Here is a 23,178-nt window from a genome sequence, read left to right as displayed (position 1 = left end):
ATTCAGAATAACGATGACTCATCATAAAAAATGAGAGAGTGCACCATAAATACGACTATGATGCACCCTCCCCTTTTATATTAAATGAGTATATGCTGGACTTGCGTTTGTAGTCCAGCATACGAAATCTAACTAAAAGAATAGATATCTATTGTCCTCAATATTAGCTTTCAATATCAACTCATTCATAAAGTTGCCAGCGTATTGTAAAGCTTTCTGACGTGTCTTCTGCTCTTCTGTCTTAGCATCAAACTTGCCTGGACGCATCGTGCGACCTGTTACTTCGAATACATAAACACCTGCATTACCTTTTACTGGTCTCGAAGAGAATTTACCTTTAGCAGTTGCAGCCACAGCTCCACTCAAAGCAGGTTCGCTTGCTCCAACGCTCATCACAAAGACAGGAGCTGCGAAAGTAATTTGATTAACGGCATCAACCTTTGCGCCTTTGGCTTGTGCGGCAGCAATGTTCTTCACATCTTTAGCCTTTGCCATGAGCTGTTCAGCCTTCTTGTCACGAAGTACTTCAGCTTTCAAAAACTCTTTTACCTGAGGATCGTCATAAGAACGATAGCCCTTTGGATGAATCTTATCCAATACTACCAATAATAACTGGTCGTTATTACCACACTCGTACATTGGGGAAATTTCACCTTCTTTTGCATCAAAGAGCCATTTCATTGCCTCACGAGTCGCATTAATTCCCACAAGCGTGTGTGTTGAAGTAGTAATATCCTTCGCATCCTGTACCGTGTACCCACTTGACTTTGCATTCTTTTGGATTGACTCTGGGGTTTGATTAGCACTTACGAAGGAGCTAAATTTGTTATAAGCCTTAGAATAGGTGTCCTTTGAGAAATCAATCGATTTCTTTATCACAGCTGCCGTGTACTTATTAATCATCGCTCTGCGATCTACGACTTGAACAATGAGGTTGCCTTGTCCTATCTTAACATTCTTTAATTCATTGACACCTGAATTATTCAACGTACCAATATAAGTCTTGGTATCTGCATCCAAAGAAGGAGCATTCTGATATTGTGCAGTTGTCATCCATACCTTTTCACCACTCTGACCATATTTTTTGGCAATCGTCTCAAAAGCAGCGCCAGCATTCAATGCTGTGTAAATGGAATCAGCTCGTTTCTGAGCCTCTGCTGGAGTTTTACCAATTACCTGGATTTGTCGATATTGAACAGAATCAGGCAGCAACTGCTTAGATATAAGTTTAACAACATTCATCGAATTGTCCATCTTTGTTTCAAAAGGACCATAAGTCTGTCCAACTGCCATAGAGTCTAACTTATCAGCAATATCATTAGGATAGGCTGTCTTAGCAACAGGGATTCCAAGATAATTCACCAAAGAAGTGCTCTTGCGAACAACGTTTGCAGGTTCTGAAGCTGCTGCTAAATCTGTTGTATATTTCTTGAAAGTCTGCTGCAATTCGGCACGGTCTGCTGGAGAAGGCTCAACACGAACAGTCACGTATTTGATATCGCGGCTTTCAACATTTTGCTTAAAGCGCTCTTTCAGTTCGTCATATTTAGCCTTTAGGTCAGCATCTTGAACCTTTATCTTACTGTCATCAATGGTGGAATAAGCAAAAGTAGCGAGCTGAATCGAACTTTCTTCGTTTTCCTCTTTATAAGAAAGTTTGGCTTCTACTGGATTCGACAAGATACATCCTGCCAATAAACTCTGATATTTCTGTGCTAAAATTTGCTGGCGCAGTGTACGTTCGATAAAAGTCCAGTATTTATAAAGAGTTTGGTACTGTGCTGCCATTTGTGGATTGGCAGTTTGTTGCGTTTTATAATCAGCAATAAACTTCTTCAACGAATTAACATCAAACCTTCCCGTTTGTCGATTAACGAATGGAGTTTGCATCAACATGGGGTTGGTTCCTTCAGCTAAAATGTTTTGAAGTTCAGCGTCTGTCACTGTCAATCCAATCTTCTTGGCTTCATCTTCCACAACTTTTGTCTGAATATAGGTCTGCCAAACCATATCCTTAACTTGATTCATCTGCATCTCATTGAGATTATCAACACCTTGTTGCATTTTTATCACTTCGGTGTATTCATCCATGAGTTTTTGGAAGTCTTGGACATTGACTTTCTCTCCCAACACTTTACCTACTTGCTGACGCTGATCATTACGAGAAGCTTCACATGATCGGAATCCCTCTTCTGCAATAAAAGCAAAAAGGCCTAATCCAATGATGCTTATCAGAATCATACCTCTCTTACGAATTTTTCCTAATGCTGCCATTTTTTATTTTAATATTTATTTTATTTTTATATTCTTTCAATGAGCCTTCAAACGCTTACCACACCTATCGCATCGTACTTCGTTCCGGTGCTTATGCCTTCAAATGCGTACAAAAATACTAAATTCTTAGCAAACGACTGAATATTTTATTGAAATTTTAAGTTTCAAACGGTCACAACAGCTCAATTAGATATAATATTCAGCTGTACTAACTCGATTTTAGACGATGTGCTCTTCAGTATCTTGAATTTATATTTACCTATTTCGATGATTTCATTCAGTTTTGGAAAGCTGCGATATTCATTCAAAATCAGGCCTCCTATCGTCATATAGTCATCACTTTCTGGCAAATCTAATTCAAACATTTCATTCACCTTATCAATCTCTAAGCGGGCTGATAATAGGAACTCTTTATCGCCTGTTTGCTTCGCTACATATTTAAGACTGTCATGTTCGTCTTCTATCTCTCCAAATATTTCTTCTACAATATCTTCCAAAGAAACCAATCCACTCGTTCCACCAAACTCATCAACAACAATCGCCAAGCTTTTTTTCTGCGTTAACAGTATGCGCATGAGCTTCTGCGCTGGCATCGTCTCTGGCACAAAAGGCATCGTCCGAATACCCTCTTGCCATGTGGAAGAGTGCTTGAACATTTCAGAACTATGGATATATCCTTGTATATGATCAATATCCTCCTGATAAACGATGATTTTCGAGTTGCCACTATCCATGAATTTTTGGCGTAATTCGTCTAAAGAACATTGATTCATGTCGACGGCATTGATTTCTGTTCGTGGAATCATACAATCCCTAACTTTGGTATCAGGGAAATCAAGTGCATTGTGAAAAATCTTGATTTCATTTTCTATGTCATCTTCACTTTGCGCATTTTCAATACTTGATTGAACCAAATAATCTAAATCAACCTTAGAAAATCCTGCAGCAACTGCATCCTTAGGGATACTAACTCCCAACAAACCAAGAATGATGCGTGCCAAAAAAGTGGCAAATCGACTTATCGGCCACAAGATAACATAAAACAAATAAGCAGGGAAAGCAAATAATTTCAGTAGTCGATTGGGATTACTATTGAACAGTGTCTTTGGTACAAACTCACCTGTAAACAAGATAATGAGCGTGGACAATATTGTATCCGCTGGCACTGTAAAGGCAGGATTCATTCCTACAAATATCGTATTGTCTAAAAGCCGCGCTATCAAAATACCATAAATCACCAGCACAATGTTGTTCCCAACCAGCATCGTACTAACAAAAGCATTTGGGTTGCTATAAAATAAGGTAAGGAAGCGTTGCGAAAATCCATTCTTTTCCTTATCCATCTGCACCAACATGCGGTTGCTTGAAACGAAAGCAATCTCCATACCCGAAAAAAAGGCGGAGAGAACCATCGTTATCAGAATAAAAATAATCAAAGAGATATCTACTTGTTCATTCATTGTTATCAATACTAAGGTGTCGTGGGCAACTTCGGTCGTGGTGATGCTTGTGGGCGCAAGAAGACGTTCGTGCTGTCTGTGGGTGTAGACGTAGTATCTGTCTCTCCTGTGAAATCTGATTTTTCAAAGGAGCCACGACTATTTGTAACGATGTATTTCGTCATCCGCTCATCACTTTTGAAGTATGAACCCTGAAGTGTGCGCTCTGGCGTAACCAGTTTGGAGAAGCGATGTGAGTACATCTCATGTGCTCGACGATCCAAAAACAGCTCCTCACTCGAGAACTTCAGTCCATCTTTAGTCAATATTCTGACCCTTCCTCTCAATTCCCAAAGTTGGGCATCTATATTATAATATGCGGTATCGCATTGGATAAAAGACTGCACATGAAAGCTTTCATCAAACTGTTCCAAGAATGCACCTTTCCGAAACACGAACTTTTGCGGTGTCGTGTTTTGATAAACCTCCCACCGCTCGGTTACAATTCGATATTTAATAACACCCGAATCGGATATCAATTGATTTACTCCGTAGGTAGTCATCGTTGGCACAGAGTCACGATCGTATATGGCAGGAGCAATGTGTTCGGTTTGTTTTTCACAAGAAACAAAGCCCAAGATTTGCATCAGTACGACGACAAAAACGATTGACTTACTCTTCATACACCCTTTTCCTGACCTCTTGGGAGGGTTATTGCACCTTCCATTTAGCAAACCAACGCTCATTGAACGTCAAGCCGATGTTGATTCGGAACGTATTTTCTTTGATAAAGTCTTTTGCATCCTGCCTTACCCATTGTGCAGAGATATTCAACATAGAACGATTGTTCCAACTGTTGACAATCGGAATACCGAAACCTGCACTCACACTAATCTCACTGGGACCATCTTGTCCGTTGATTTTCAGGTAAGGTGTGGCATAGGAAGCACCTATTCGATAATGCATCCGTTGAAAGAAATGGCGACTGTTGGCATCTTGACAAAACTCACCGCCGAAGGTAAATTTATGCCTATCTTTGAACATGCCTTGTGTGAGTACATATTGCGGATTACCGTTCGCCATCGTATAGTTTGGATAAGATGTTTTTGACCACTGCTGTAACAAGTAATCCGCTCCTATCTTTAACTGATTGCGGTGGTTCCAGCCCAATCCTCCTCCAATGGCAGAAGGTAACTCTAAACCATTGTTCACTGTAAATAGAGTTGTGTCTCTAATGCCTGTCTGTGGATTTTGAGAAATAATGCTTAACGACGGATCGGCATTCAGACGATGTCCCAAAGAGTAAATTGCGCCCAAGGTCACCTGATCTTGTCTCGACAACCGTGCCGTATATTGCAATCCTATATCTAATTTATAATTGTGTACAGAGGCTGAATAATATTTTGAAACCGTATTGATAGACATATCGCTATAGCTGTTCACGATTGAGCGGTCATATTTTCCCCAAAGGTAAGAGACATTAACCCCCAATGAAAAGCCCTTGAACGGTTCCCAACCTGCCCCTAAGTACACCTGATGCAATCCTCCTTTACCAAGATAAGAGTTGGTAGTGGTTGTCTTGGTATAATTTTCATCAATATGAATGGTTGCGGTGTTGGAGTAGTTGTATCCGATATTAGTAAATGGTACTAAACCAAAACTCAACCCTAAATGCTTTGCCAGTCTTAAGCCAGCTACCACATATTCTAAATCTGCATTCTTTGCGTTCAGTTTGCGATTACCTTCCTCAAAATGAGTAAGCTGCCCAGAAAGTCCAGCATCAAAGATAAAGGTAAGTGAATCGAGGGCAGAATAAGAAGCAGGATTGATAAAATTCACCTGATCATTTTCCCGAAAGCCATAACCCAAGCCATTCATCCCCCTATTAAAACCACTGGTCTGATCGGACAATACGCCAAATCCATACTGGCTGTAAGGAGAGTTTGTACCACTCTGTGCAAAAGCAGATATAGAAATAGACGCCCATAAAAAGGCACCAAATATCTTTTTCATTCTATTTTTATTTCAGATTTGGATGCAAAAATATCGAAAATTTTCGAATTAAACACACTTTAAGTGGGAAATAACACTTAAATTTGCATCGTGAAACGTTTTACTACACATTTAAGGATTGTCTTTATAGCGATTTTGCTGTTGATGACAACGACGCCCACTTTTGCTCAAGCTGATAGCACAATGCTCAAAAGCATGGACTCTGTACGTATCAGTTTGCTCACCTGTGGACCTGGCAACCAAGTCTATTCCTACTATGGACACACCGCCATACGTTACCACGACTTGGCGCGTCAACAGGACATCGCTATCAATTACGGTATCTTCTCCTTTCAAAAAAGTTATTTCATCCTTCGATTCGTGTTTGGACTGACCGATTATGAAATGGGGATAGAAGATTTTGCAACTTTCATATCTACCTATTCTCATCGGGGCAGTTGGGTAAAGGAACAGGTCTTGAACCTGACTCGCGAAGAAAAATGGGCTATCACTCAAGCCATTGACGTCAACTACCGACCAGAAAACAGAGTGTACCGCTACAATTATTTCTACGACAACTGTACCACTCGTGCAAGAGACATGCTCATCAATCATATCAATGGACATGTTCTCTATCCAGCGAGTCAGTCGAAAAAAATATCCTATCGGGAAATGATTCACCAGTGGAACCAGTCGCATCGCTGGGCGCGTTTTGGCAATGACTTATTGCTGGGCGTACATGCCGATGCAGCTACAACCAACGAACAACAACAATTTTTGCCAGATAGTCTACGAGCAGATTTTGCCGAAGCCATTGTCATCGACCATCAAGGACATCGTCGCAGTTTGGTAGACAGCACATGCTATCTCGTTCCACCAGTAGAAAAACATGAATCGAGAGCTCCTATCACTCCGCTGCATTGCGCTGTTTTATGGTGCATTGCAACATTGATTATTTGCTTTGCCGAATGGAAATTCAGACGCATCTTATGGCAGTACGACCTTATCGTCATGCTCCTTTCTGGGATAGCTGGTGTTATACTTTTGGCAATGGTTTTCTCTCAACATCCCACTGTGCAACTTAATTTTCAGATACTCCTACTCTGTCCTCTCCACCTTTTCTTTCTTTACCCTTCCATTAAGGCGTTGAGAAATGGACACTTGCACGATTATACCAAATTTTGGAGCATTCTCTTGTGTGCTTTCCTTCTGCTTTCGTTTTTCCAACATTATGCGGAAGGCATGACACTTGTGGCATTATCTTTGCTATGTAGATATTGTTGGCTATATATATACACCCATAAAATCAAGAATAGATGAACAAATGTCTCTCCGCAATCATCATGGCTACCCTTACGGGAGCAACGACACAAGCTCAAACCTTGCAAGTTGCGCCTCGTTTGGTTGTCAACATTACGATTGACCAGTTACGCAATGATTACATTGAGCATTATTCACCGCTATACTCGCCAAATGGGTTTAAGAAACTATTAAGTAAAGGCTGCGTTTACGAAGCCGCCAACTATCCCTTTGAGTCCGTAGATCGAGCTTCGGCTATCGCTACCGTCGTCACTGGGACTACACCCACTTATCATAATATCATCAGCACAAGATGGTTAGACAGGAAAACCTTACGCCCCGTTTTTTGTGTTGACGATGCTAAATACACGACTTCCCCTCAAAGATTATCCACCTCAACCATTAGTGACGAACTGAAGGTGTCAAGCAACGGTGGTTCTATTGTTTATGGCATAGCCTCCCAAAGAGACGCTGCTGTCTTATCGGCTGGCCATGCCGCTGATGGTGCTTTTTGGATAGATGAAAAAACAGGTAGCTGGACCACTTCCAATTATTATGGGTCGAAAGCCCAAAAGTGGATTCAGGCTTATCGCAATACTACAACAAAACCGAGTAAGGAACAGGCGGATCAGAATAATGCCGTTTGTGATGCAGCGATTGCTTGTCTGAACCATCACGCCATGGGAAAGGACGCCCAGACCGACTATCTCTCGATTACACTTTCTGCCAAGGGAACACAAACTGAAAAGTGGCGCACCGATTTTGAAAGCCTCTATCGAGGATTAGATCATACACTTGCCACCCTGATTGAACAGATAGAAAAGTCCGTTGGAAATCAGCAAGTGCTCTTTGTGCTAACCAGTACGGGCTATACAGATGACCAAAAAGTAGATTATGCAAAATACCGCATCCCCACAGGCACTTTTTACATCAACCGTACAGCCAATTTGCTAAACATGTACCTTGGAGCCATTTATGGGCAAAGTCGGTACGTTGAAACTTGTTTTAATAATCAAATTTATCTCAACCGAAAGTTTATCGAAGACAAACTGCTTTCGTTTGAGGACATTTTGTCACGCTCCAAGGATTTTCTGACACAAATCGCAGGAATTAGGAAAGTGTCTGAAAGTCCGTATAATCCAGCCGTGAGTGGCGACTTAATCATTGAGGTTGCGCCAGGTTGGCAGTTGCTGAACGAAGATAATCAAGATAATTATATTGCACGTGCATCCTTTGTACCCTTTCCTATTATTTTGTATGGAATGGGTATCAAGCCTCAACGTGTTACCACACCCGTCTCGGTAGACCGCATTGCGCCTACTATCGCAAAGTCTATCCAAATCAGAGCACCCAACGCTTGCAAGGTGTCCCCACTTCAATAAACATTCGTATAAAGTACTCATCATCAGCAGTTTCCGCTTCATCTGCATAGGGTTCTTTTGATAGCTATTTACCCCCTTAAAATTAACTCAATGTTCCAAGCCTCTTAACTCATGGAGATAAGGCGGTTAACTCATGGAGATAAGGCGATTAACCCATGGAGATAAGCAGCTTAAGTCAATGAGATAACAAACCCATGCCAAAGAAGAAAGAAAAGAAGAAATAGCAAGATAGAAAGTCATTGACATAAAGAGACTTACTCAAACATCTGAGGACACCTCCAAATAAATAAAAGAGAAATAGCAAATTAACAAATATTATTCGTAATTTTGCATCACCTTATTATATAGAAAATAAAAACAAATAAATAGATACAATGAATATCAATAAATTTCTAAAATCATTGTTTGGCGACAAATCGAGCCGAGATATGCGACTGATTCAACCTTTGGTAGAAACAGTGAAAAAGGTTTATCCCGACATACAAAAGCTGAGCAATGACGAGCTACGTGCCAAAACCAAAGAAATACAAAAGTATGTACAGGATGCCGCACAAGCGCAAAAGGACAAAATTGCGCAACTGAAAGCCAACATCGAAGAGACACCTATCGATGAACGTGAACCCATCTTCGAAGAAATAGATAAATTGGAAAAAGAGGCCCTCGAAATATACGAAAAGGCACTGAATGATGTCATGCCTACCGCTTTTTCTATTGTAAAAGATACCGCTCGAAGATTTGCAGAAAACGAAGAAGTTGTGGTTACTGCCACCGACTTTGACCGAGAGTTAGCTGCCGACCCTTCCAAGGATTTTGTAACCATTGATGGTGACAAAGCGATTTATCACAATCACTGGACAGCTGGTGGAAATGACTTGAAGTGGGAAATGGTACACTACGATGTACAGCTCTTTGGTGGTATTGCCCTTCATCAAGGAAAGATAGCAGAGATGGCTACAGGTGAAGGAAAGACCTTAGTCGCTACCCTACCCGTTTTCTTAAACGCTTTGACTGGAAACGGTGTTCACGTAGTAACGGTGAATGACTATCTGGCAAAACGTGACTCGGAGTGGATGGGACCGCTATACGAGTTTAATGGATTGAGCGTAGACTGCATTGATAAGCATCGCCCGAACTCACCAGAGCGTAGGAAAGCATACATGGCAGATATCACGTTTGGTACCAATAATGAATTTGGTTTTGACTATTTGCGTGATAACATGGCAATTTCTCCTGCCGACTTGGTACAGCGTGCCCATAACTATGCCATTGTGGATGAGGTAGACTCGGTATTGATTGACGATGCACGTACTCCTTTGATTATTAGTGGACCTATCCCAAAAGGCGATGACCAGATGTTTGAAGAATATCAACCACTGGTAGAACGACTGGTTGATGTACAGCGAAAATTAGCTACTCAGTTCTTAGCTGAGGCAAAACAACTCATTACAGAGGGACAAGCAAACAAAGATCAGAAGAAGACAGAAGAGGGCTTTCTTGCTCTATATCGGTCTTATAAATCTCTCCCAAAGAACAAACCGCTCATTAAATATCTTTCGGAAGAAGGTATCAAGGCAGGAATGCTCAAGACAGAAGAGTACTACATGCAGAACAACAACCGTGAGATGCCTAAGGCTGTAGAGCCACTCTTCTTCGTTGTTGACGAGAAACTGAACAGCTGTGACTTGACAGACAAGGGTACAGAATGGCTCTCTAAACAGGTGAATGACAATCAACTGTTTGTACTGCCAGACATTACGGCTCAACTTTCGGCATTAGAGAACGAAACAAATCTTTCTGATCAGGAGCGTATTGATAAGAAAGATGAACTGTTGACCCACTATGGTGTACAAAGTGAACGTGTTCATACCTTGCAGCAGTTGCTGAAGGCATATACCATGTTCAACAAAGACGATGAATACGTTGTGATGGATGGCGAAGTAAAAATCGTCGACGAACAGACAGGACGTATCATGGAAGGCCGCCGTTGGAGCGATGGATTGCATCAAGCTGTTGAGGCAAAGGAGCATGTAAAGGTGGAAGCTGCCACACAGACCTTTGCAACCATTACGCTGCAAAACTACTTCCGTATGTACCATAAGTTGGCAGGTATGACAGGTACTGCATCTACCGAGGCAGGAGAGTTCTGGGACATCTACAAATTGGATGTGGTAGAGATACCTACCAACCGTCCTATCCAGCGCAATGATATGGACGACCGTGTGTACAAAACCGCTCGTGAGAAATATGCTGCCGTCATTGACGAAATAGAACAGATGCGAAATAGTGGACGCCCTTGCTTGGTAGGTACTACGTCTGTAGAAATTTCGGAGCTGCTCAGCAAGATGCTCAACATGCGAAAAATTCCTCACAACGTGCTGAATGCGAAACTACACCAAAAAGAAGCCGACATTGTAGCACAGGCTGGTCAGTCCATCAACGGCTTAGGGGCTGTAACAATTGCTACCAACATGGCTGGTCGTGGTACGGACATCAAGCTCTCTCCTGAAGTAAAAGAAGCAGGAGGACTTGCGATTATTGGTACAGAGCGGCACGAGAGTCGGCGTGTAGACCGTCAGTTACGCGGTCGTGCTGGACGTCAAGGTGACCCTGGTAGTTCGGTATTCTATGTGAGCTTGGAAGACAAACTCATGCGTCTGTTTGGTTCAGAGCGTATTTCATCAGTCATGGACAGACTTGGATTCAAGGAAGGCGAACGCATTGAGAGTCCAATGATTTCCAAGAGTATTGAGCGAGCACAAAAAAAGGTAGAAGAAAACAACTTCGGTATTCGTAAACATTTGCTCGAATACGATGACGTGATGAACAAACAACGTACGGTCATCTATGAAAAGCGTCGCCACGCCTTGATGGGAGAACGTATCGGAATGGATATTACCAATATTATTTGGGACCGTTGTCTCAACATTGTTGGCTCGAACGACTATCAAGAAGCCAAGGAATTGTTCTTGAAGGTGTTGGCAATGGAAGTTCCCTTTACGGAAGAAGAGTTTACGGCAGGTGATAAAAACGCTTTGGCTGAACGGGCTTTCCAAGATGCCATGGCGGTTTTCAAACGCAAGTCAGACCGCATTCAGGCTGTAGCTTGGCCCGTCATCAAGCAAGTGCAAGAAGAACAAGGCGAACGCTTTGAGCGCATTGCAGTGCCACTGACCGATGGCAAGCGAATGTATCAAATCTCTTGTAACTTGAAAGAAGCCTACGATACAGAAGCAAAGGACGTTGTGAAGCAGTTCGAGAAATCGACCTTGTTGCACATCATTGATGAAAACTGGAAAGAGAATCTGCGACAATTAGACGACTTGCGGCACAGTGTGCAAAATGCTTCGTATGAGCAAAAAGACCCTCTGCTTATCTTCAAATTAGAGAGTGCGAAACTTTGGGACAGCATGATTGACGAGATGAATAACCAAACAACCAGCATCCTGATGCGTGCGCAAATTCCTGAAATGCAACACGAAGAAGTGCAAGAGGCTGCTCCAGAACTAAGAAGTCAACGCTACAACGAGCAGAAAGAAGATCTCACCGATCCAAATCAAGCAGCTGCAGCGAGACAAGACACGAGAGAAGGCGCACAACAAGTGAACCGTACGCCGTATATCAAGGATAAGATGCCAAGACCAAACGACCCATGTCCATGCGGTAGTGGTAAGAAATTCAAGAATTGTCACGGCAGAAACCTCCGTTAGTGACAAGCAGTAGAACGAAGATTGCTGACGATGAACAAGATTGGATAACTCTTGCCCGTCAGCAATCTTTCTATATGACGACACGCTTTCTACGGTTACGAACCCTCACGTGCAAACATCTACGCATTTCATGACATGACGTCAAATGAAGAAAAATCAACCTTATGAAGATACAACTTACTGGTCTTAAAAAGATATTTGGTGAAAAAACAGCTGTCGATATCCCCTCTTTGGAGATAGACAAAGGTGAAGTGATAGGCTTGGTAGGCAACAATGGAGCTGGTAAAACAACCTTGTTCAGACTGTTATTAGATTTACAAAAGGCTGACGAGGGGCAGGTTTTATTGGGATTTGATGAGAAAGAGACAAAGCAAACAGTCTCTACAGAACCATTAATGCCTTCACAAGATTCAACTAACTTGACTTGGATATCACCTTCTGAAACAGAAACATGGAAAGCATTGACAGGTGCTTATATTGATAGTGGATTCTTAATTGACTTTTTAACACCTGAAGAATATTTTGAGTTCATCGCTAAAGTAAACCATCTTCCAACAGAGCAATTACAAAGTTTTCTCAACTCAATGACGCAACTCATGGATGGTGAAATACTTGGACAAAAGAAATTGATTCGTGATTTCTCTGCTGGAAATCAACAAAAAATAGGGATTATTGCAGCAATGATTGCACATCCACAACTACTTATCTTAGATGAACCATTCAATTTCCTTGACCCATCCAGTCAGAACTTGCTCAAGAAAATCATTTTGGATTACCACAAGCAGACAAATGCCACGATTTTGGTGAGCAGTCACAACCTACAACATACCATAGAGATATCAACAAGAGTTATTTTGCTTGAGAAAGGAAAGATTATCAAAGACTTGCCTAACGAAAATCAGAAAGCAGACGCAGACTTAGAAGCTTATTTCAATAGAGAAATGAGCAACGAATAGGCACAACAAAGCATATTCAATAGATTTTGGATTGACGGTAACTCTTGGATAAATAAAACAAGAATCCAATACCACAGCCTATCAGCAGATAGATAGCCAAGACCTGTATGGCTGTGAGATGAATGTTTTCAACACTGGCACCAGTCCACGATGCGATGGCAGAGAGTTGTCGGTTGAGACACTGTGCTGTCCATGCCATGACTTGGGCAACAATATTTTGTGCCGACGTCCAAAAAGACAACATGAACACCAAGCAGGCTGTATATAAAATAAAAGTGGTGAGAGGAACGGCTATCAAATTGGTGAATAGGAAATAACAAGAAAAACGTCCGAAATAATAAGCCACCAACGGAGCTGTACCTATTTGTGCTGCAACAGAAACTGTCATCATTCCCCATAACAATCGGATAAAGGAAAAGCATTGAAGCCAATGCAAGGGGAGCAAATGATAAATGGGATGGTATAAAATTAGAATAGCTAACACTGCCATAAATGATAATTGAAAACTGACATCCCACAACAACATGGGTTGAATCATCAACATCACTATGGCTGCAAAAGATAGCGCATTCAATGACATGCGGTGACGGTTCAGCAAAGATACTAATGAATAAAGCGTCAACATAAGTCCTGACCGTAGAAGACTTGAAGACATACCTGTTAAGAAGATGTAAGCCCAAATCGTGAGAATGGCTATAACAACGTTCAGAAGATGACGTCTCCCAAAGACGACACTTAATAACCCGAACAGAATACTAAGGTGCAAACCCGAGAGTGCCAACAAGTGAGAAGTACCCGTAATGGAGTAAAGTTCCTTGGTAGACTTGGACAAGGAGGACTTATCTCCTAAGGTCATGGCAGCAATGACAGCATAGTCTTGGTCGTGAAGACCTTGCCGTTCAAGAATTTGCAACAAACGAGAACGGACTTGTTGGGCAAACAAACGTAGACGTTCAACACGCGGCAAGTCATGAAAGTCTACAGCACAAGTTTGCCAATCGGTGAAATAAATAAAGGTTTGAGCTCGATATCCATGCAGAAACATCCATTGTGGATAATCAAAATGTGATTCAGATTTTAGATTTTCAAAACGATGAAACACAGCACGAAATACAATACCACTCCCAATACCAAGTTGCTGATAACGTCGTTGGAGCGTATCTTTGAGAATAGAGGCTTTCACTTTCTTTCCTGACAACAAGCCTTTCGTAAGCAACACATCACATTGTACCACCTTCCCTTTAGATATCAACGGACTCATAATGACTCCTTGAGCAACCTGCTCACCAGCGGGCAGAGATGAAGCCGACCGACAATCCTGAAGTGTATAAAGAGACATCCCCCAGAAAATAAATGCCCCAAAGATACAGACGCCTTGCCAACGGGCATGACTTCTGCATAGCAAGGCAACTAATAACGCAACTGTCGTTATCCCCAACCATAGCCACCATGGAGCAAAGGTTCCAAAGTTAAAGGTATGGGCAATCACCAAACCGATGATGAAAGCCAATACTATTTTTAATAACGGATGCAACTGAAGCCAATCAGCACTTTTCATTCATAATCATCAATGACGTTATTCGTAAACTGCATCATAGGCAGTGCCACCTTAAACAATTCAGCCATCGGAAGAAGCCAATCGTTCCCTGCAAAGAAGTCATCATCTACACGGTGCCAACAAGCATAATCTTTCATACGAAGGTACTGTATAAATTCGTAATCAGAGGGGAAACCTTTGGGACAAGTCTTCAAGCATGAGATTCCAAATCCTTTCTGAGACGCCTGTCCATCGTTCCAAACACCTTCGTTGGCATAACCGAAATAATTGACAAACTTTCCATTCTCAACGCACTCACGCCAAGTGTCAATATGACCCATGATTTCATTTCGGCAAGAAGTCAATATGGGAGTGGGCAACCAATAAGCCCCAGCGGACAACAAGCAATGACCAGGCTGTAGATGAATGTAATAACCAGCATGCAAGGACTTTCTGCCCTTGGCACTGATATAGGCACCAAAATGTCGTTTGTAGGGAGATTTGTCGGGCGAGAAACGAGTGTCACGATTAAATCGAAAACAAACATCCTTTGCCGTGACATGCGCTACCGTAGGGTCAAACTCCGCAATAGTAGCAATCGCCTTAGTCACTCCTTCCTCAAATTCTTGACGACACCACAAGTATTCTTTTTTGTGGGATTGAAACCAATCTCGGTTGTTATTGGCAGCAATATCCTCCAAAAAGTGCAAAATTCTTTTAATATCCATGGGTTATCCTAATTTAGAAAAATTCATGAGTTTGGGACAAATAGCTTCAAATGGGCACTTCTCGCACTTAGGTCGCAAACTTTGGCAAATATAGCGTCCATGAAGAAGAAGCCAATGATGTGCGCTTGACACATCCGTCTCAGGGATATATTTCATCAATTCCAACTCCACCTTTAAGGGAGTGTTCGATTTTTGAGAAACCAATCCTAATCGATGACTCACTCGATACACATGGGTATCCACCGCTATTTTAGCCTTTCCATACCAAACGGCTTGAACCACATTGGCTGTTTTGCGACCTACGCCTGGCAACTTCACCAAATCTGTCGTATTATCTGGCACTTCTCCATCAAAATCTCGCACCAACATTTGAGCCATCTCCACCAAATGTTTAGATTTCGAGTTTGGGTAACTCACGCTACGCACATACGTGAGAATGTCTTCTGCTGTGGCTTGTGCCATTGAAGGAGCATCTGGATAACGTACAAACAAAGCAGGCGTTACCTGATTGATGCGCTTATCAGTACACTGGGCGCTTAACAAGGTGGCTACCAATAGTTGAAATGCAGAACCGAACTCTAATTCTGTGGTGACCTCTGGCGATATTTCCTTAAAATAATCGAGGATGTATTTGTATCTTTCTTTTCGTGTCATCACACAAATTTAATAAATGATTCTGACATTAGCAAAGAATCTGAACGGTTTTAAGCATTGAATAAATAGGAGTAGGAAAAAGGGAGCTACCCAAAAAGAATGTGACTAAATTCATCGTCTACGAGAATTTAGTCACATTCAGACTTAAAATTAGTCAACAGATTTAATATACATCTCCTTCCTTAACTTCTTCTTTCGTAATTTTGTCTTTATCCATGGCATACCATACATAAACGATGTAAGCCAAGACAAATGGAATGAAGAGCGAAACAATTGACATCGTTGTGAGCGTAAATTCACTACTGCAACTGTTAGCAATGGTCAGAGAACTCTGTAAATCAACATTAGAAGGATAGTAGGCTGTGTTGTTCCATCCTGCGATGAGCAACAAAACGAGTACCACTAACACAACGCCAATACCTGCTGGCCAAATACCCTTGATGTAGTTATTGCACATAACGGTTCTGACGATACCAAAAAGTAACAGCACAACACCCACCAACAGCACAACTGCCAGATACCACATGTCCAACAAATTATATAGATACTTCATTGACTCCATAGAGATTACTCCTGTTGCAGGGTCGTAAGCGAAGCCATCTTTCAACAATGTTCTAATCAAGAATGGAAGGAACAAGAGTAAGAAAGCAGCGGTATTGTAAAGCAGTTGTTTGCGACTACGTGCGCGTAAAGTTTCATCTGCCACATTATTTATAATATAGAGGGTACCCAAAATACGTGCTAAGAAGAAAACTGCCAAACCTAATACGACATTCCAAATATCCAACAATGCATCCAAACCATGACTATAATTTGCCCAATGGCTAATCACAGGAGCAACACTATTGGTAATATTCATTTTGTCGACAACGAAATTAGATCCATTGAAGAAGGTAGCCACAGCACCTCCTAACAATACAGGACCTAAAATACCATTGATTACTAAACACCATTGAAAAGTCTTTACGCCTAAGAAATTACCCAACTTGTTTTGAAATTCATAGCTGATTGCTTGAACAACAAAAGAAAAGAGGATTATCATCCACAACCAATAAGCACCTCCAAAGCTGGTACTATAGAACAAAGGAAATGAGGCGAAGAAAGCACCACCAAACGTTACCAAGGTAGTAAAGGTAATTTCCCATTTGCGTCCAGTACTATTTATCACCATTCTACGCTCGTGTTCAGTCTTTCCAAGGTTGAAAACCAAAGAGTTAGCACCTTGAACAAACATCAAGAAAACCAGTAAGGCTCCTAACAAAGAAACAAGAAACCACCAGTAATGCTGTAAAAAACTATATGTAATCATTGTTATACCTTTCTAATTATAATTCAACATGGTTTGATATCTCACTGTTCTCTGGCCCTTTTTTAATAGCCTTGCAAAGAATACTTATCTCGACTGCCAACATCGTTGTAAACAGTATCAAGAAGATAAAGAATGTGACAATAACAGAACTTGGTTTAATGTCAGAAATAGCTACCCATGTTGGAAGCATATCTTGAATGGTCCAAGGTTGACGTCCAAACTCTGCAACAAGCCAACCCGACTGTGATGCGATGTAAGAACAAGGCAATAAAACGATGCCCGAAATCAACAGCCAACGGTGTTTGACAATGTCTTTCTTGTACACAATGAACAAAGAACAAATAAAGAAGAGAATGAGCAACATTCCTATGCCCACCATTAAGCGGAAAGCCCAGAAGTTTACAGGAATGAAAGGTACCACCTGATGCGGTGACTTCACATATCCATAACCGAAATAAGGCATATTGTCTTTCAAAGCTTGCTTCGTGGATTCATCTTTTTTACCATTGCGGTAATCCTGTAAAGCTGCGATAGCCATACGACCACGCTGCATCTTCTCCTCAACAGAGAGAACTTGCGTGCCATCAGGTTTGGTATATCCGTTCAAAATATCGTTGATACCTGGAACATAACCATCAAAATCTAATGTTGCTAAGAATGACAAACCTTTAGGAAGATCCAGCTTCATAGGTGGTTGTTGTTGGTTGGTATAGTCAGGTTGCTTAAAAGGATTTACAGCAGAAAAAACTGTTAAGCCTTGACTCGTTCCTCCATTATAAAGAGCTTCCATGGCTGCCAACTTCATCGGTTGAACCTTACCTACCTGAATAGCAGAACTGTGTCCAGTAATCAACGCTAACAATGTTGCCACTAAACCAACAATGCTACCAATCTTCATACTTGCTATTGCCAATTTGTGGTCTCTCTTCTTGAGCAAATACCAACTACTAACAGCTACAGTGAACACACCACCAATAATCCAAGATGAAGTAACTGTATGACAGAACTTATCTACTGCGAACGGAGATAGAGCAACTTCCATGAAAGAATTCATCTCGAAACGCATTGTGTCTGGATTGAACTCCTGTCCTACTGGCAACTGCATCCATGCATTGGCTACCAAAATCCACCAAGCTGATATCGTTGCTCCCAGACCTGTTAACCAAGTAGATGCCAAGTGGAAGCCAGGTGAAACTTTCTTCCAACCAAAGAACATCACAGCAACGAAGGTAGCCTCCATGAAAAAGGCAATGATACCCTCAACAGCTAATGGCGCACCGAAGATATCGCCAACAAACCAAGAGTAGTTACTCCAGTTGGTACCAAACTCAAACTCCAAGATAAGCCCGGTAGCCACGCCCATAGCGAAGTTGATACCAAACAGTTTCTGCCAAAAACGTGCAGCATCCTTCCAGAAAGGATCACGTGTACGGTAATAACAAGTCTCCATAATGCCCATGACAACGGCAAGACCCAATGTCAGTGGAACAAAAAGCCAATGATAAATGGCTGTTAAAGCAAATTGGGCACGTGACCAATCAATCGTCTGTGCCGAAATCTCTAATAACAGATTGTGCATAATGTTAAATATTTAATGAATTGTTCGTTTTATCATCTCGCTCGAAACAAAATCTGCCTCTCCTCCATCTTTGGCATTTTGATGAATGAAGTTTGGGAAGAAAAAGAATTTTAATACCGCAAACATAATGAAGAGTTTGATAATAATGACAGCCCACAGGGTTTTACCCAGTGTCATGTTTTTGAAACCATCATAGTATAAATCAAAAGCTCTATAGAGGAAGCTCTTTTTATTCATAGTAAGTTGTTTATGCGGTGTAAAGATAGCAAAATTTATTTAATGTTGTACTTTTTCCGAAAAAATAATTAAAAATCTTGCTTTTTTTTCATGTATTGAGCCCTGCTCCCTTATTTATATAAGGTGATAGATGGGGAAAAACTGTTTTTTTTATATTCAACAACACCTCTCATGAAAGAAACAGCTTACATTGTTTGCGCTCATTGTCGATCTCTTTTCCTATTTTATTTGTCCTAAAAAATGACAATAAAATGGGCGTTGAAAAATGATGAAATAGAAAAAAACGATAGGCAAAGCCAATGCTATGATGGCAAAATAGAACCATGAAAAAGGCTCGTTTGTGCTAAAGCATGGAGATAAGCCGGTTGTTCACATGGGTTAAGCATGCTGTTCACATGACTTAATGCGGTTATTGCATGTTGATAACAGCAAAAAAAGCCGTTATTTCATGCAAAAATGCAAGTAAAAAGGTTGAATATAGGCGACTATTATTTGTATTATATTGATAATCAATACAATGCGAAACTTCGCCAAAACTTCGATATTTGCAAGCAAAGAGCAGGTTGCTTCAAAATATGGCAGCTATGAAGGGGTACTTGTAAAATTTTTTCTTATTTATTTGAGTCATTATATTGTTCACAAAACGCCTTTTCGCTGCACGGATTCAGCAACCTCACACGTTGGGATAGTCGGGGTACGCATCTCTCCTACTTTGGATGTTTTCATATCCACATCAATACACTCCACCCAGTGCAGCATCATTGCGCATTCGCTTTCATCGTCTATCCTACAAGAAGAAAATAAAAAATGATTTCTTCCTGAAAAATCTATCGTTAACGTTTGGAGTGTTACGTTGTTTGTGTATCTTTGCATAAGTTTAATTTATTTATAATAATTATCTTATATGAAAAAAGTTATTTTAAGTGCATGCGTTATGTTTATAGCAATTGCAGCGTACGGGCAGCGTGACAAAGGTACGGTTACCTTACAACCTAAAGTTGGTTTGAACATAGCTACGCTTACAAATGATGGTGATGCCGACTCAAGATTTGCGCCAGTTGTTGGTGCCGAATTAGAAGTACAGGCTACGGACATGATTAGTTTCTCGGGTGGATTACTTTACTCTATGCAGGGAGCTAAGGGAAAAATAGGCGATGTAGATGGAACAGTAAAGTTAGATTATATTAATGTTCCCATTCTTGCTAACGTCTATGTGGCTAATGGATTTGCTGTGAAGTTAGGTATTCAACCTGGCTTTTTGATCAACAATAAAGTCAAAGTTTCACAGAATGGTGTCAACGCAGAGGTTGATTTGGAGAAAGCTTTTAAAGCTGCGGGAATTGATGCCAAACTGAATAAGGTTGATGTCTCTTTTCCCGTGGGTGTTTCCTATGAGTTCAGCAATATAAATATTGATGCACGATACAATTTGGGATTAACCAAGATTATTGACGAAGACAGCAGTAAGAATAGCGTTTTCCAGATTACAGTTGGTTACAAATTTGCACTGTAATGCGATATGAGCATGTCAAAATATGCTCCTATAATTCCGTATCTAACTATTAAGTTAGGGTAAAGATGCACCTCCTTTTATATGGAGATGCATTTTTTTCATGCTATTTTCGCAAGCCCGTGTCTCACATAGGATAAGAGTTCAGTACATTGACAATCGTATTCACTTCTGCATCGGTGAGTGTTTGGTTGAGTGGAATGCTCAATTCTTGTGCGTGAATGCGTTCAGTCATCGGGTATGTACGGTGGTTCCACTCCTTGTAAGCACCTTGCTGATGAGGCGGAATAGGATAATGAATGACGGTCTGGATGCCATGTTGCAACAAATATTGCTGTAACTTGTCTCTTTGTGGAGTTAGAATGGGGAAGATGTGCCACACGTTATCCTCGCCACATCCCTGTGGGAGCGTGAGTAGAGGATGGTGTATGTTGGACAAATAGTGCTGTGCAATGGCGCTACGACGTGCATTATCTGCATCAAGATATTTTAATTTCACGCTCAGCACAGCCGCCTGTATTTCGTCCATTCTGCTATTCTGTCCTTTGTAGGGAAACACATATTTCTGCGACGAACCATAATTAGCCAAAGTCCTTATCGTGTTTGCCAGTTCGCTATCATTGGTCGTTACGGCTCCAGCATCACCCAAAGCTCCCAAGTTCTTGCCAGGATAAAAACTGTGTGCAGCCGCATCACCCAAAGACCCTGTGCGTTGGCTGCCATTGTAGCGGCATCCGTGTGCCTGTGCATTGTCTTCTATGAGTTGAAGATGATATTTTTGGCAGAGCTTACCTATCTTTTCTGTGTATGCACAACGTCCATAGAGGTGCACCAGCATGATGCCACGAGTGCGCTCGGTAATGGCTTCTTCTATCTTTGTGTCATTGATCTGAAACGTATCCATGCGTGGTTCTATCAGCACTGGCACCAATTGGTTGGCTGTTATGGCGAGGATAGTAGCTATATAAGTATTGGCAGGCACGATAATTTCATCGCCAGCCTGCATCATTCCCAGTTCGATATAGGCTTTGAGAATGAGGGTGAGCGCGTCCAGTCCGTTGGCACAACTCACACAATGCCGGGTGCCAATGTATTCGGCATATTGTTTTTCAAACGTTTGTACCGCCTGACCTTGCAGATACCAACCACTTTCAATGACCTTATTGACAGCCTGTTGTATCTCTGTCAGGTGTTCATTGGTTACTCGTTGTAAAGATAAATAGGGTATCATACCTCCCATTGATAAGTGTCATAACATATAGCACGACCGCCAAATCCCTCTTTTTGATGGATGAGTGAGGTGTTGAGCAGGTGTCCATCTTGCAGCGTAGACGTGCCAAAATCAAAATATTGTTGTTCGTCCCACGGTTGATGGAGTAAAAAATGGAACAGCCCATCGATGACACGCAGTTGCTTTCCTTCGGGCGATGCCGAGATATATTGCGTATGCACCACGTTGGGCGTAAGATAAAGAACGGTTCCTCCTAATACCATGTTATCTTTGCATGCCACATACAACTGGATGTGATGGGGGAAACGTTGGTGCAACAGTTCTATTTCCTGCAAGCTATGAACGGGTTTCGCACCGTATTTATTCATTAAATTGTCATCCAACACTTGCCAAAAAGCGGCAAAATCTGTACTCTGCTTTATCTCTATGCCATTTTTAGCACATCGGTTAATGCCGTATTTTCGGTCTCTACTCCACTTCAGTGGATGTGCCAAATCAATGGCGGAAGAAATATTGCGTGCCACTAATTGGGCGTTGCAGACTTTGAAGAGCGCGTACAAATCCTCTTCGGCAGGTGTCAGGTGATAGATAGAAGGTGTGGGACGGTACACCACTCGCTTGATGTGCTGTGTGCGAAGATATGTGTTAAGTTCCTCGAAAAGGCACAACGTGTCGGAAGCTGTAACCCGATAGTCCATGATAAGACCACCGTATGTCAATCCTAAGTGTGTGTATAAGGTGTCGTTTGCAATGTGGGCAGGCAACAGCGCATACAACCTACCCTCCTTGTAAAAGAGCAGTGAAGCGTCCGCAAACCTATCTTGATGATAGTCCATATAGGCTCTGTCAAGCAGAAAGGTGGCATTTTTTGCCTCCCTCACATAGCTGTTCCAACGCTCCTTGTCTGTTGGTGCATATCGTTTTATCTCAAACATCAGGTTTGTTCTTGATATATTCCACAAACGAGTGATAATCGCGAATATAATCTTCTTCGTCGAAAGGCTCAGATGCCAATACCAAACATACTGCTCCCGACGAGAAGTCATCTAACGTCCGCCATGTATCAGTATCGACAAACAGACCTTGATAAGGGTGGTTCAGCAGTATAGAAGTCTTTTCTTTACCGTTGTCGAGCGTTACATGGAAGCTGCCACTCAATGCAATTAAGAACTCTTTGCACCGTTTGTGGGCATGTCCGCCACGACTTTCGCCTGCTGGCACGTCGTACACCCAGTACACCCGCTTCACATCAAAGGGTACATCCTTGCAACCTTCGGCAACGGTTAGGTTTCCTCTGGGGTCTATTATCTTGACTAACTCAATGATTTTCGCTTCCAATTGCTC

The 23,178-nt window shown here is 41.6% G+C and carries 18 protein-coding genes; 5 read left to right on the top strand and 13 right to left on the bottom strand.

Going from position 1 to position 23,178, the window contains the following annotated elements; genetic code table 11:
* Positions 1 to 132: 132 nt before the first annotated feature.
* From HMPREF9304_RS02300 to bamG, 4 genes are all read right to left on the bottom strand, one after another.
* Positions 133 to 2,274 carry a peptidylprolyl isomerase gene (locus HMPREF9304_RS02300; RefSeq protein ID WP_036926176.1) on the bottom strand — a complete coding sequence of 714 codons (2,142 nt, stop codon included), beginning with the start codon at positions 2,272 to 2,274 and terminating at the stop codon, positions 133 to 135.
* A gap of 182 nt (positions 2,275 to 2,456) precedes the next feature.
* Complete coding sequence (locus tag HMPREF9304_RS02295) at positions 2,457 to 3,734, bottom strand: hemolysin family protein (RefSeq protein ID WP_036926175.1); 1,278 nt, start codon at positions 3,732 to 3,734, stop codon at positions 2,457 to 2,459.
* Between the two features lie 11 nt (positions 3,735 to 3,745).
* Complete coding sequence (lptC, locus tag HMPREF9304_RS02290) at positions 3,746 to 4,396, bottom strand: LPS export ABC transporter periplasmic protein LptC (protein WP_081953629.1); 651 nt, start codon at positions 4,394 to 4,396, stop codon at positions 3,746 to 3,748.
* Positions 4,397 to 4,424: 28 nt separating this feature from the next.
* Positions 4,425 to 5,726: a BamG family beta-barrel-assembly machinery protein gene (bamG, locus tag HMPREF9304_RS02285; RefSeq protein ID WP_052045845.1), complete on the bottom strand. Its 1,302-nt coding sequence runs from the start codon at positions 5,724 to 5,726 to the stop codon at positions 4,425 to 4,427.
* 144 nt (positions 5,727 to 5,870) lie between these two features.
* Here bamG and HMPREF9304_RS02280 point away from each other — a divergent pair, with 144 nt between their 5' ends.
* From HMPREF9304_RS02280 to HMPREF9304_RS02265, 4 genes are all read left to right on the top strand, one after another.
* Positions 5,871 to 7,025, top strand: coding sequence for an Lnb N-terminal periplasmic domain-containing protein (locus HMPREF9304_RS02280; RefSeq protein WP_231564447.1), 1,155 nt, complete (start codon positions 5,871 to 5,873; stop codon positions 7,023 to 7,025).
* Positions 7,022 to 8,386: an alkaline phosphatase family protein gene (locus HMPREF9304_RS02275; protein WP_036926172.1), complete on the top strand. Its 1,365-nt coding sequence runs from the start codon at positions 7,022 to 7,024 to the stop codon at positions 8,384 to 8,386. Before HMPREF9304_RS02280 ends, HMPREF9304_RS02275 begins: the two co-directional genes overlap by 4 nt.
* 374 nt (positions 8,387 to 8,760) lie before the next feature.
* Positions 8,761 to 12,093, top strand: a complete 3,333-nt coding sequence (gene secA, locus HMPREF9304_RS02270; RefSeq protein WP_036926171.1) for a preprotein translocase subunit SecA — start codon at positions 8,761 to 8,763, stop codon at positions 12,091 to 12,093.
* 164 nt (positions 12,094 to 12,257) lie between these two features.
* A complete protein-coding gene (locus HMPREF9304_RS02265; protein WP_036926170.1) occupies positions 12,258 to 13,049 on the top strand; it encodes an ABC transporter ATP-binding protein in 792 nt (263 codons plus the stop codon).
* A gap of 16 nt (positions 13,050 to 13,065) precedes the next feature.
* On the opposite strand, the gene HMPREF9304_RS02260 is transcribed toward HMPREF9304_RS02265, so the two are convergent.
* The 6 genes from HMPREF9304_RS02260 to HMPREF9304_RS02235 all read right to left on the bottom strand — a co-directional run bounded on the left by HMPREF9304_RS02260 (position 13,066) and on the right by HMPREF9304_RS02235 (position 19,093).
* A complete protein-coding gene (locus HMPREF9304_RS02260) occupies positions 13,066 to 14,607 on the bottom strand; it encodes a ComEC/Rec2 family competence protein (RefSeq protein ID WP_036926169.1) in 1,542 nt (513 codons plus the stop codon).
* Entirely contained in the window at positions 14,604 to 15,314 is a 711-nt protein-coding gene (locus tag HMPREF9304_RS02255) for a DUF2461 domain-containing protein (protein ID WP_036926168.1), read from the bottom strand. The genes HMPREF9304_RS02260 and HMPREF9304_RS02255 overlap by 4 nt, the downstream gene beginning before the upstream one ends.
* Before the next feature lie 3 nt (positions 15,315 to 15,317).
* On the bottom strand, positions 15,318 to 15,968 hold the full coding sequence (gene nth, locus HMPREF9304_RS02250) for an endonuclease III (RefSeq protein WP_036926167.1): 651 nt from the start codon (positions 15,966 to 15,968) through the stop codon (positions 15,318 to 15,320).
* Between the two features lie 163 nt (positions 15,969 to 16,131).
* Positions 16,132 to 17,274 carry a cytochrome d ubiquinol oxidase subunit II gene (locus tag HMPREF9304_RS02245; RefSeq protein WP_036926186.1) on the bottom strand — a complete coding sequence of 381 codons (1,143 nt, stop codon included), beginning with the start codon at positions 17,272 to 17,274 and terminating at the stop codon, positions 16,132 to 16,134.
* 19 nt (positions 17,275 to 17,293) lie between these two features.
* Positions 17,294 to 18,856 carry a cytochrome ubiquinol oxidase subunit I gene (locus tag HMPREF9304_RS02240; RefSeq protein ID WP_197061627.1) on the bottom strand — a complete coding sequence of 521 codons (1,563 nt, stop codon included), beginning with the start codon at positions 18,854 to 18,856 and terminating at the stop codon, positions 17,294 to 17,296.
* A gap of 12 nt (positions 18,857 to 18,868) precedes the next feature.
* Positions 18,869 to 19,093, bottom strand: coding sequence for a DUF4492 domain-containing protein (locus tag HMPREF9304_RS02235; protein WP_008124255.1), 225 nt, complete (start codon positions 19,091 to 19,093; stop codon positions 18,869 to 18,871).
* A gap of 904 nt (positions 19,094 to 19,997) precedes the next feature.
* On the opposite strand from HMPREF9304_RS02235, the gene HMPREF9304_RS02225 reads away from it, so the two are divergent.
* On the top strand, positions 19,998 to 20,606 hold the full coding sequence (locus HMPREF9304_RS02225; RefSeq protein ID WP_036926164.1) for a porin family protein: 609 nt from the start codon (positions 19,998 to 20,000) through the stop codon (positions 20,604 to 20,606).
* Between the two features lie 124 nt (positions 20,607 to 20,730).
* Here the strand turns inward: HMPREF9304_RS02225 and HMPREF9304_RS02220 are convergent, their stop codons facing one another.
* From HMPREF9304_RS02220 to HMPREF9304_RS02210, 3 genes are read right to left on the bottom strand one after another with little or no spacing between them, the layout of a single operon-like run.
* The gene (locus HMPREF9304_RS02220) at positions 20,731 to 21,834 is read right to left on the bottom strand and encodes a DegT/DnrJ/EryC1/StrS family aminotransferase (protein WP_036926185.1); all 1,104 of its coding nucleotides are present in this window, start codon (positions 21,832 to 21,834) and stop codon (positions 20,731 to 20,733) included.
* On the bottom strand, positions 21,831 to 22,769 hold the full coding sequence (locus HMPREF9304_RS02215) for a GNAT family N-acetyltransferase (protein ID WP_036926163.1): 939 nt from the start codon (positions 22,767 to 22,769) through the stop codon (positions 21,831 to 21,833). The genes HMPREF9304_RS02220 and HMPREF9304_RS02215 overlap by 4 nt, the downstream gene beginning before the upstream one ends.
* Positions 22,762 to 23,172: a sugar 3,4-ketoisomerase gene (locus HMPREF9304_RS02210; protein WP_036926184.1), complete on the bottom strand. Its 411-nt coding sequence runs from the start codon at positions 23,170 to 23,172 to the stop codon at positions 22,762 to 22,764. Before HMPREF9304_RS02210 ends, HMPREF9304_RS02215 begins: the two co-directional genes overlap by 8 nt.
* Positions 23,173 to 23,178 lie beyond the last annotated feature (6 nt).

Source organism: Hoylesella timonensis S9-PR14 (assembly GCF_000762405.1).
Taxonomy (GTDB): domain Bacteria; phylum Bacteroidota; class Bacteroidia; order Bacteroidales; family Bacteroidaceae; genus Prevotella; species Prevotella timonensis_A.
The sequence above is the reverse complement of the archived record's forward strand: the minus strand, read 5'-3'. Positions and strand labels throughout refer to the sequence as shown.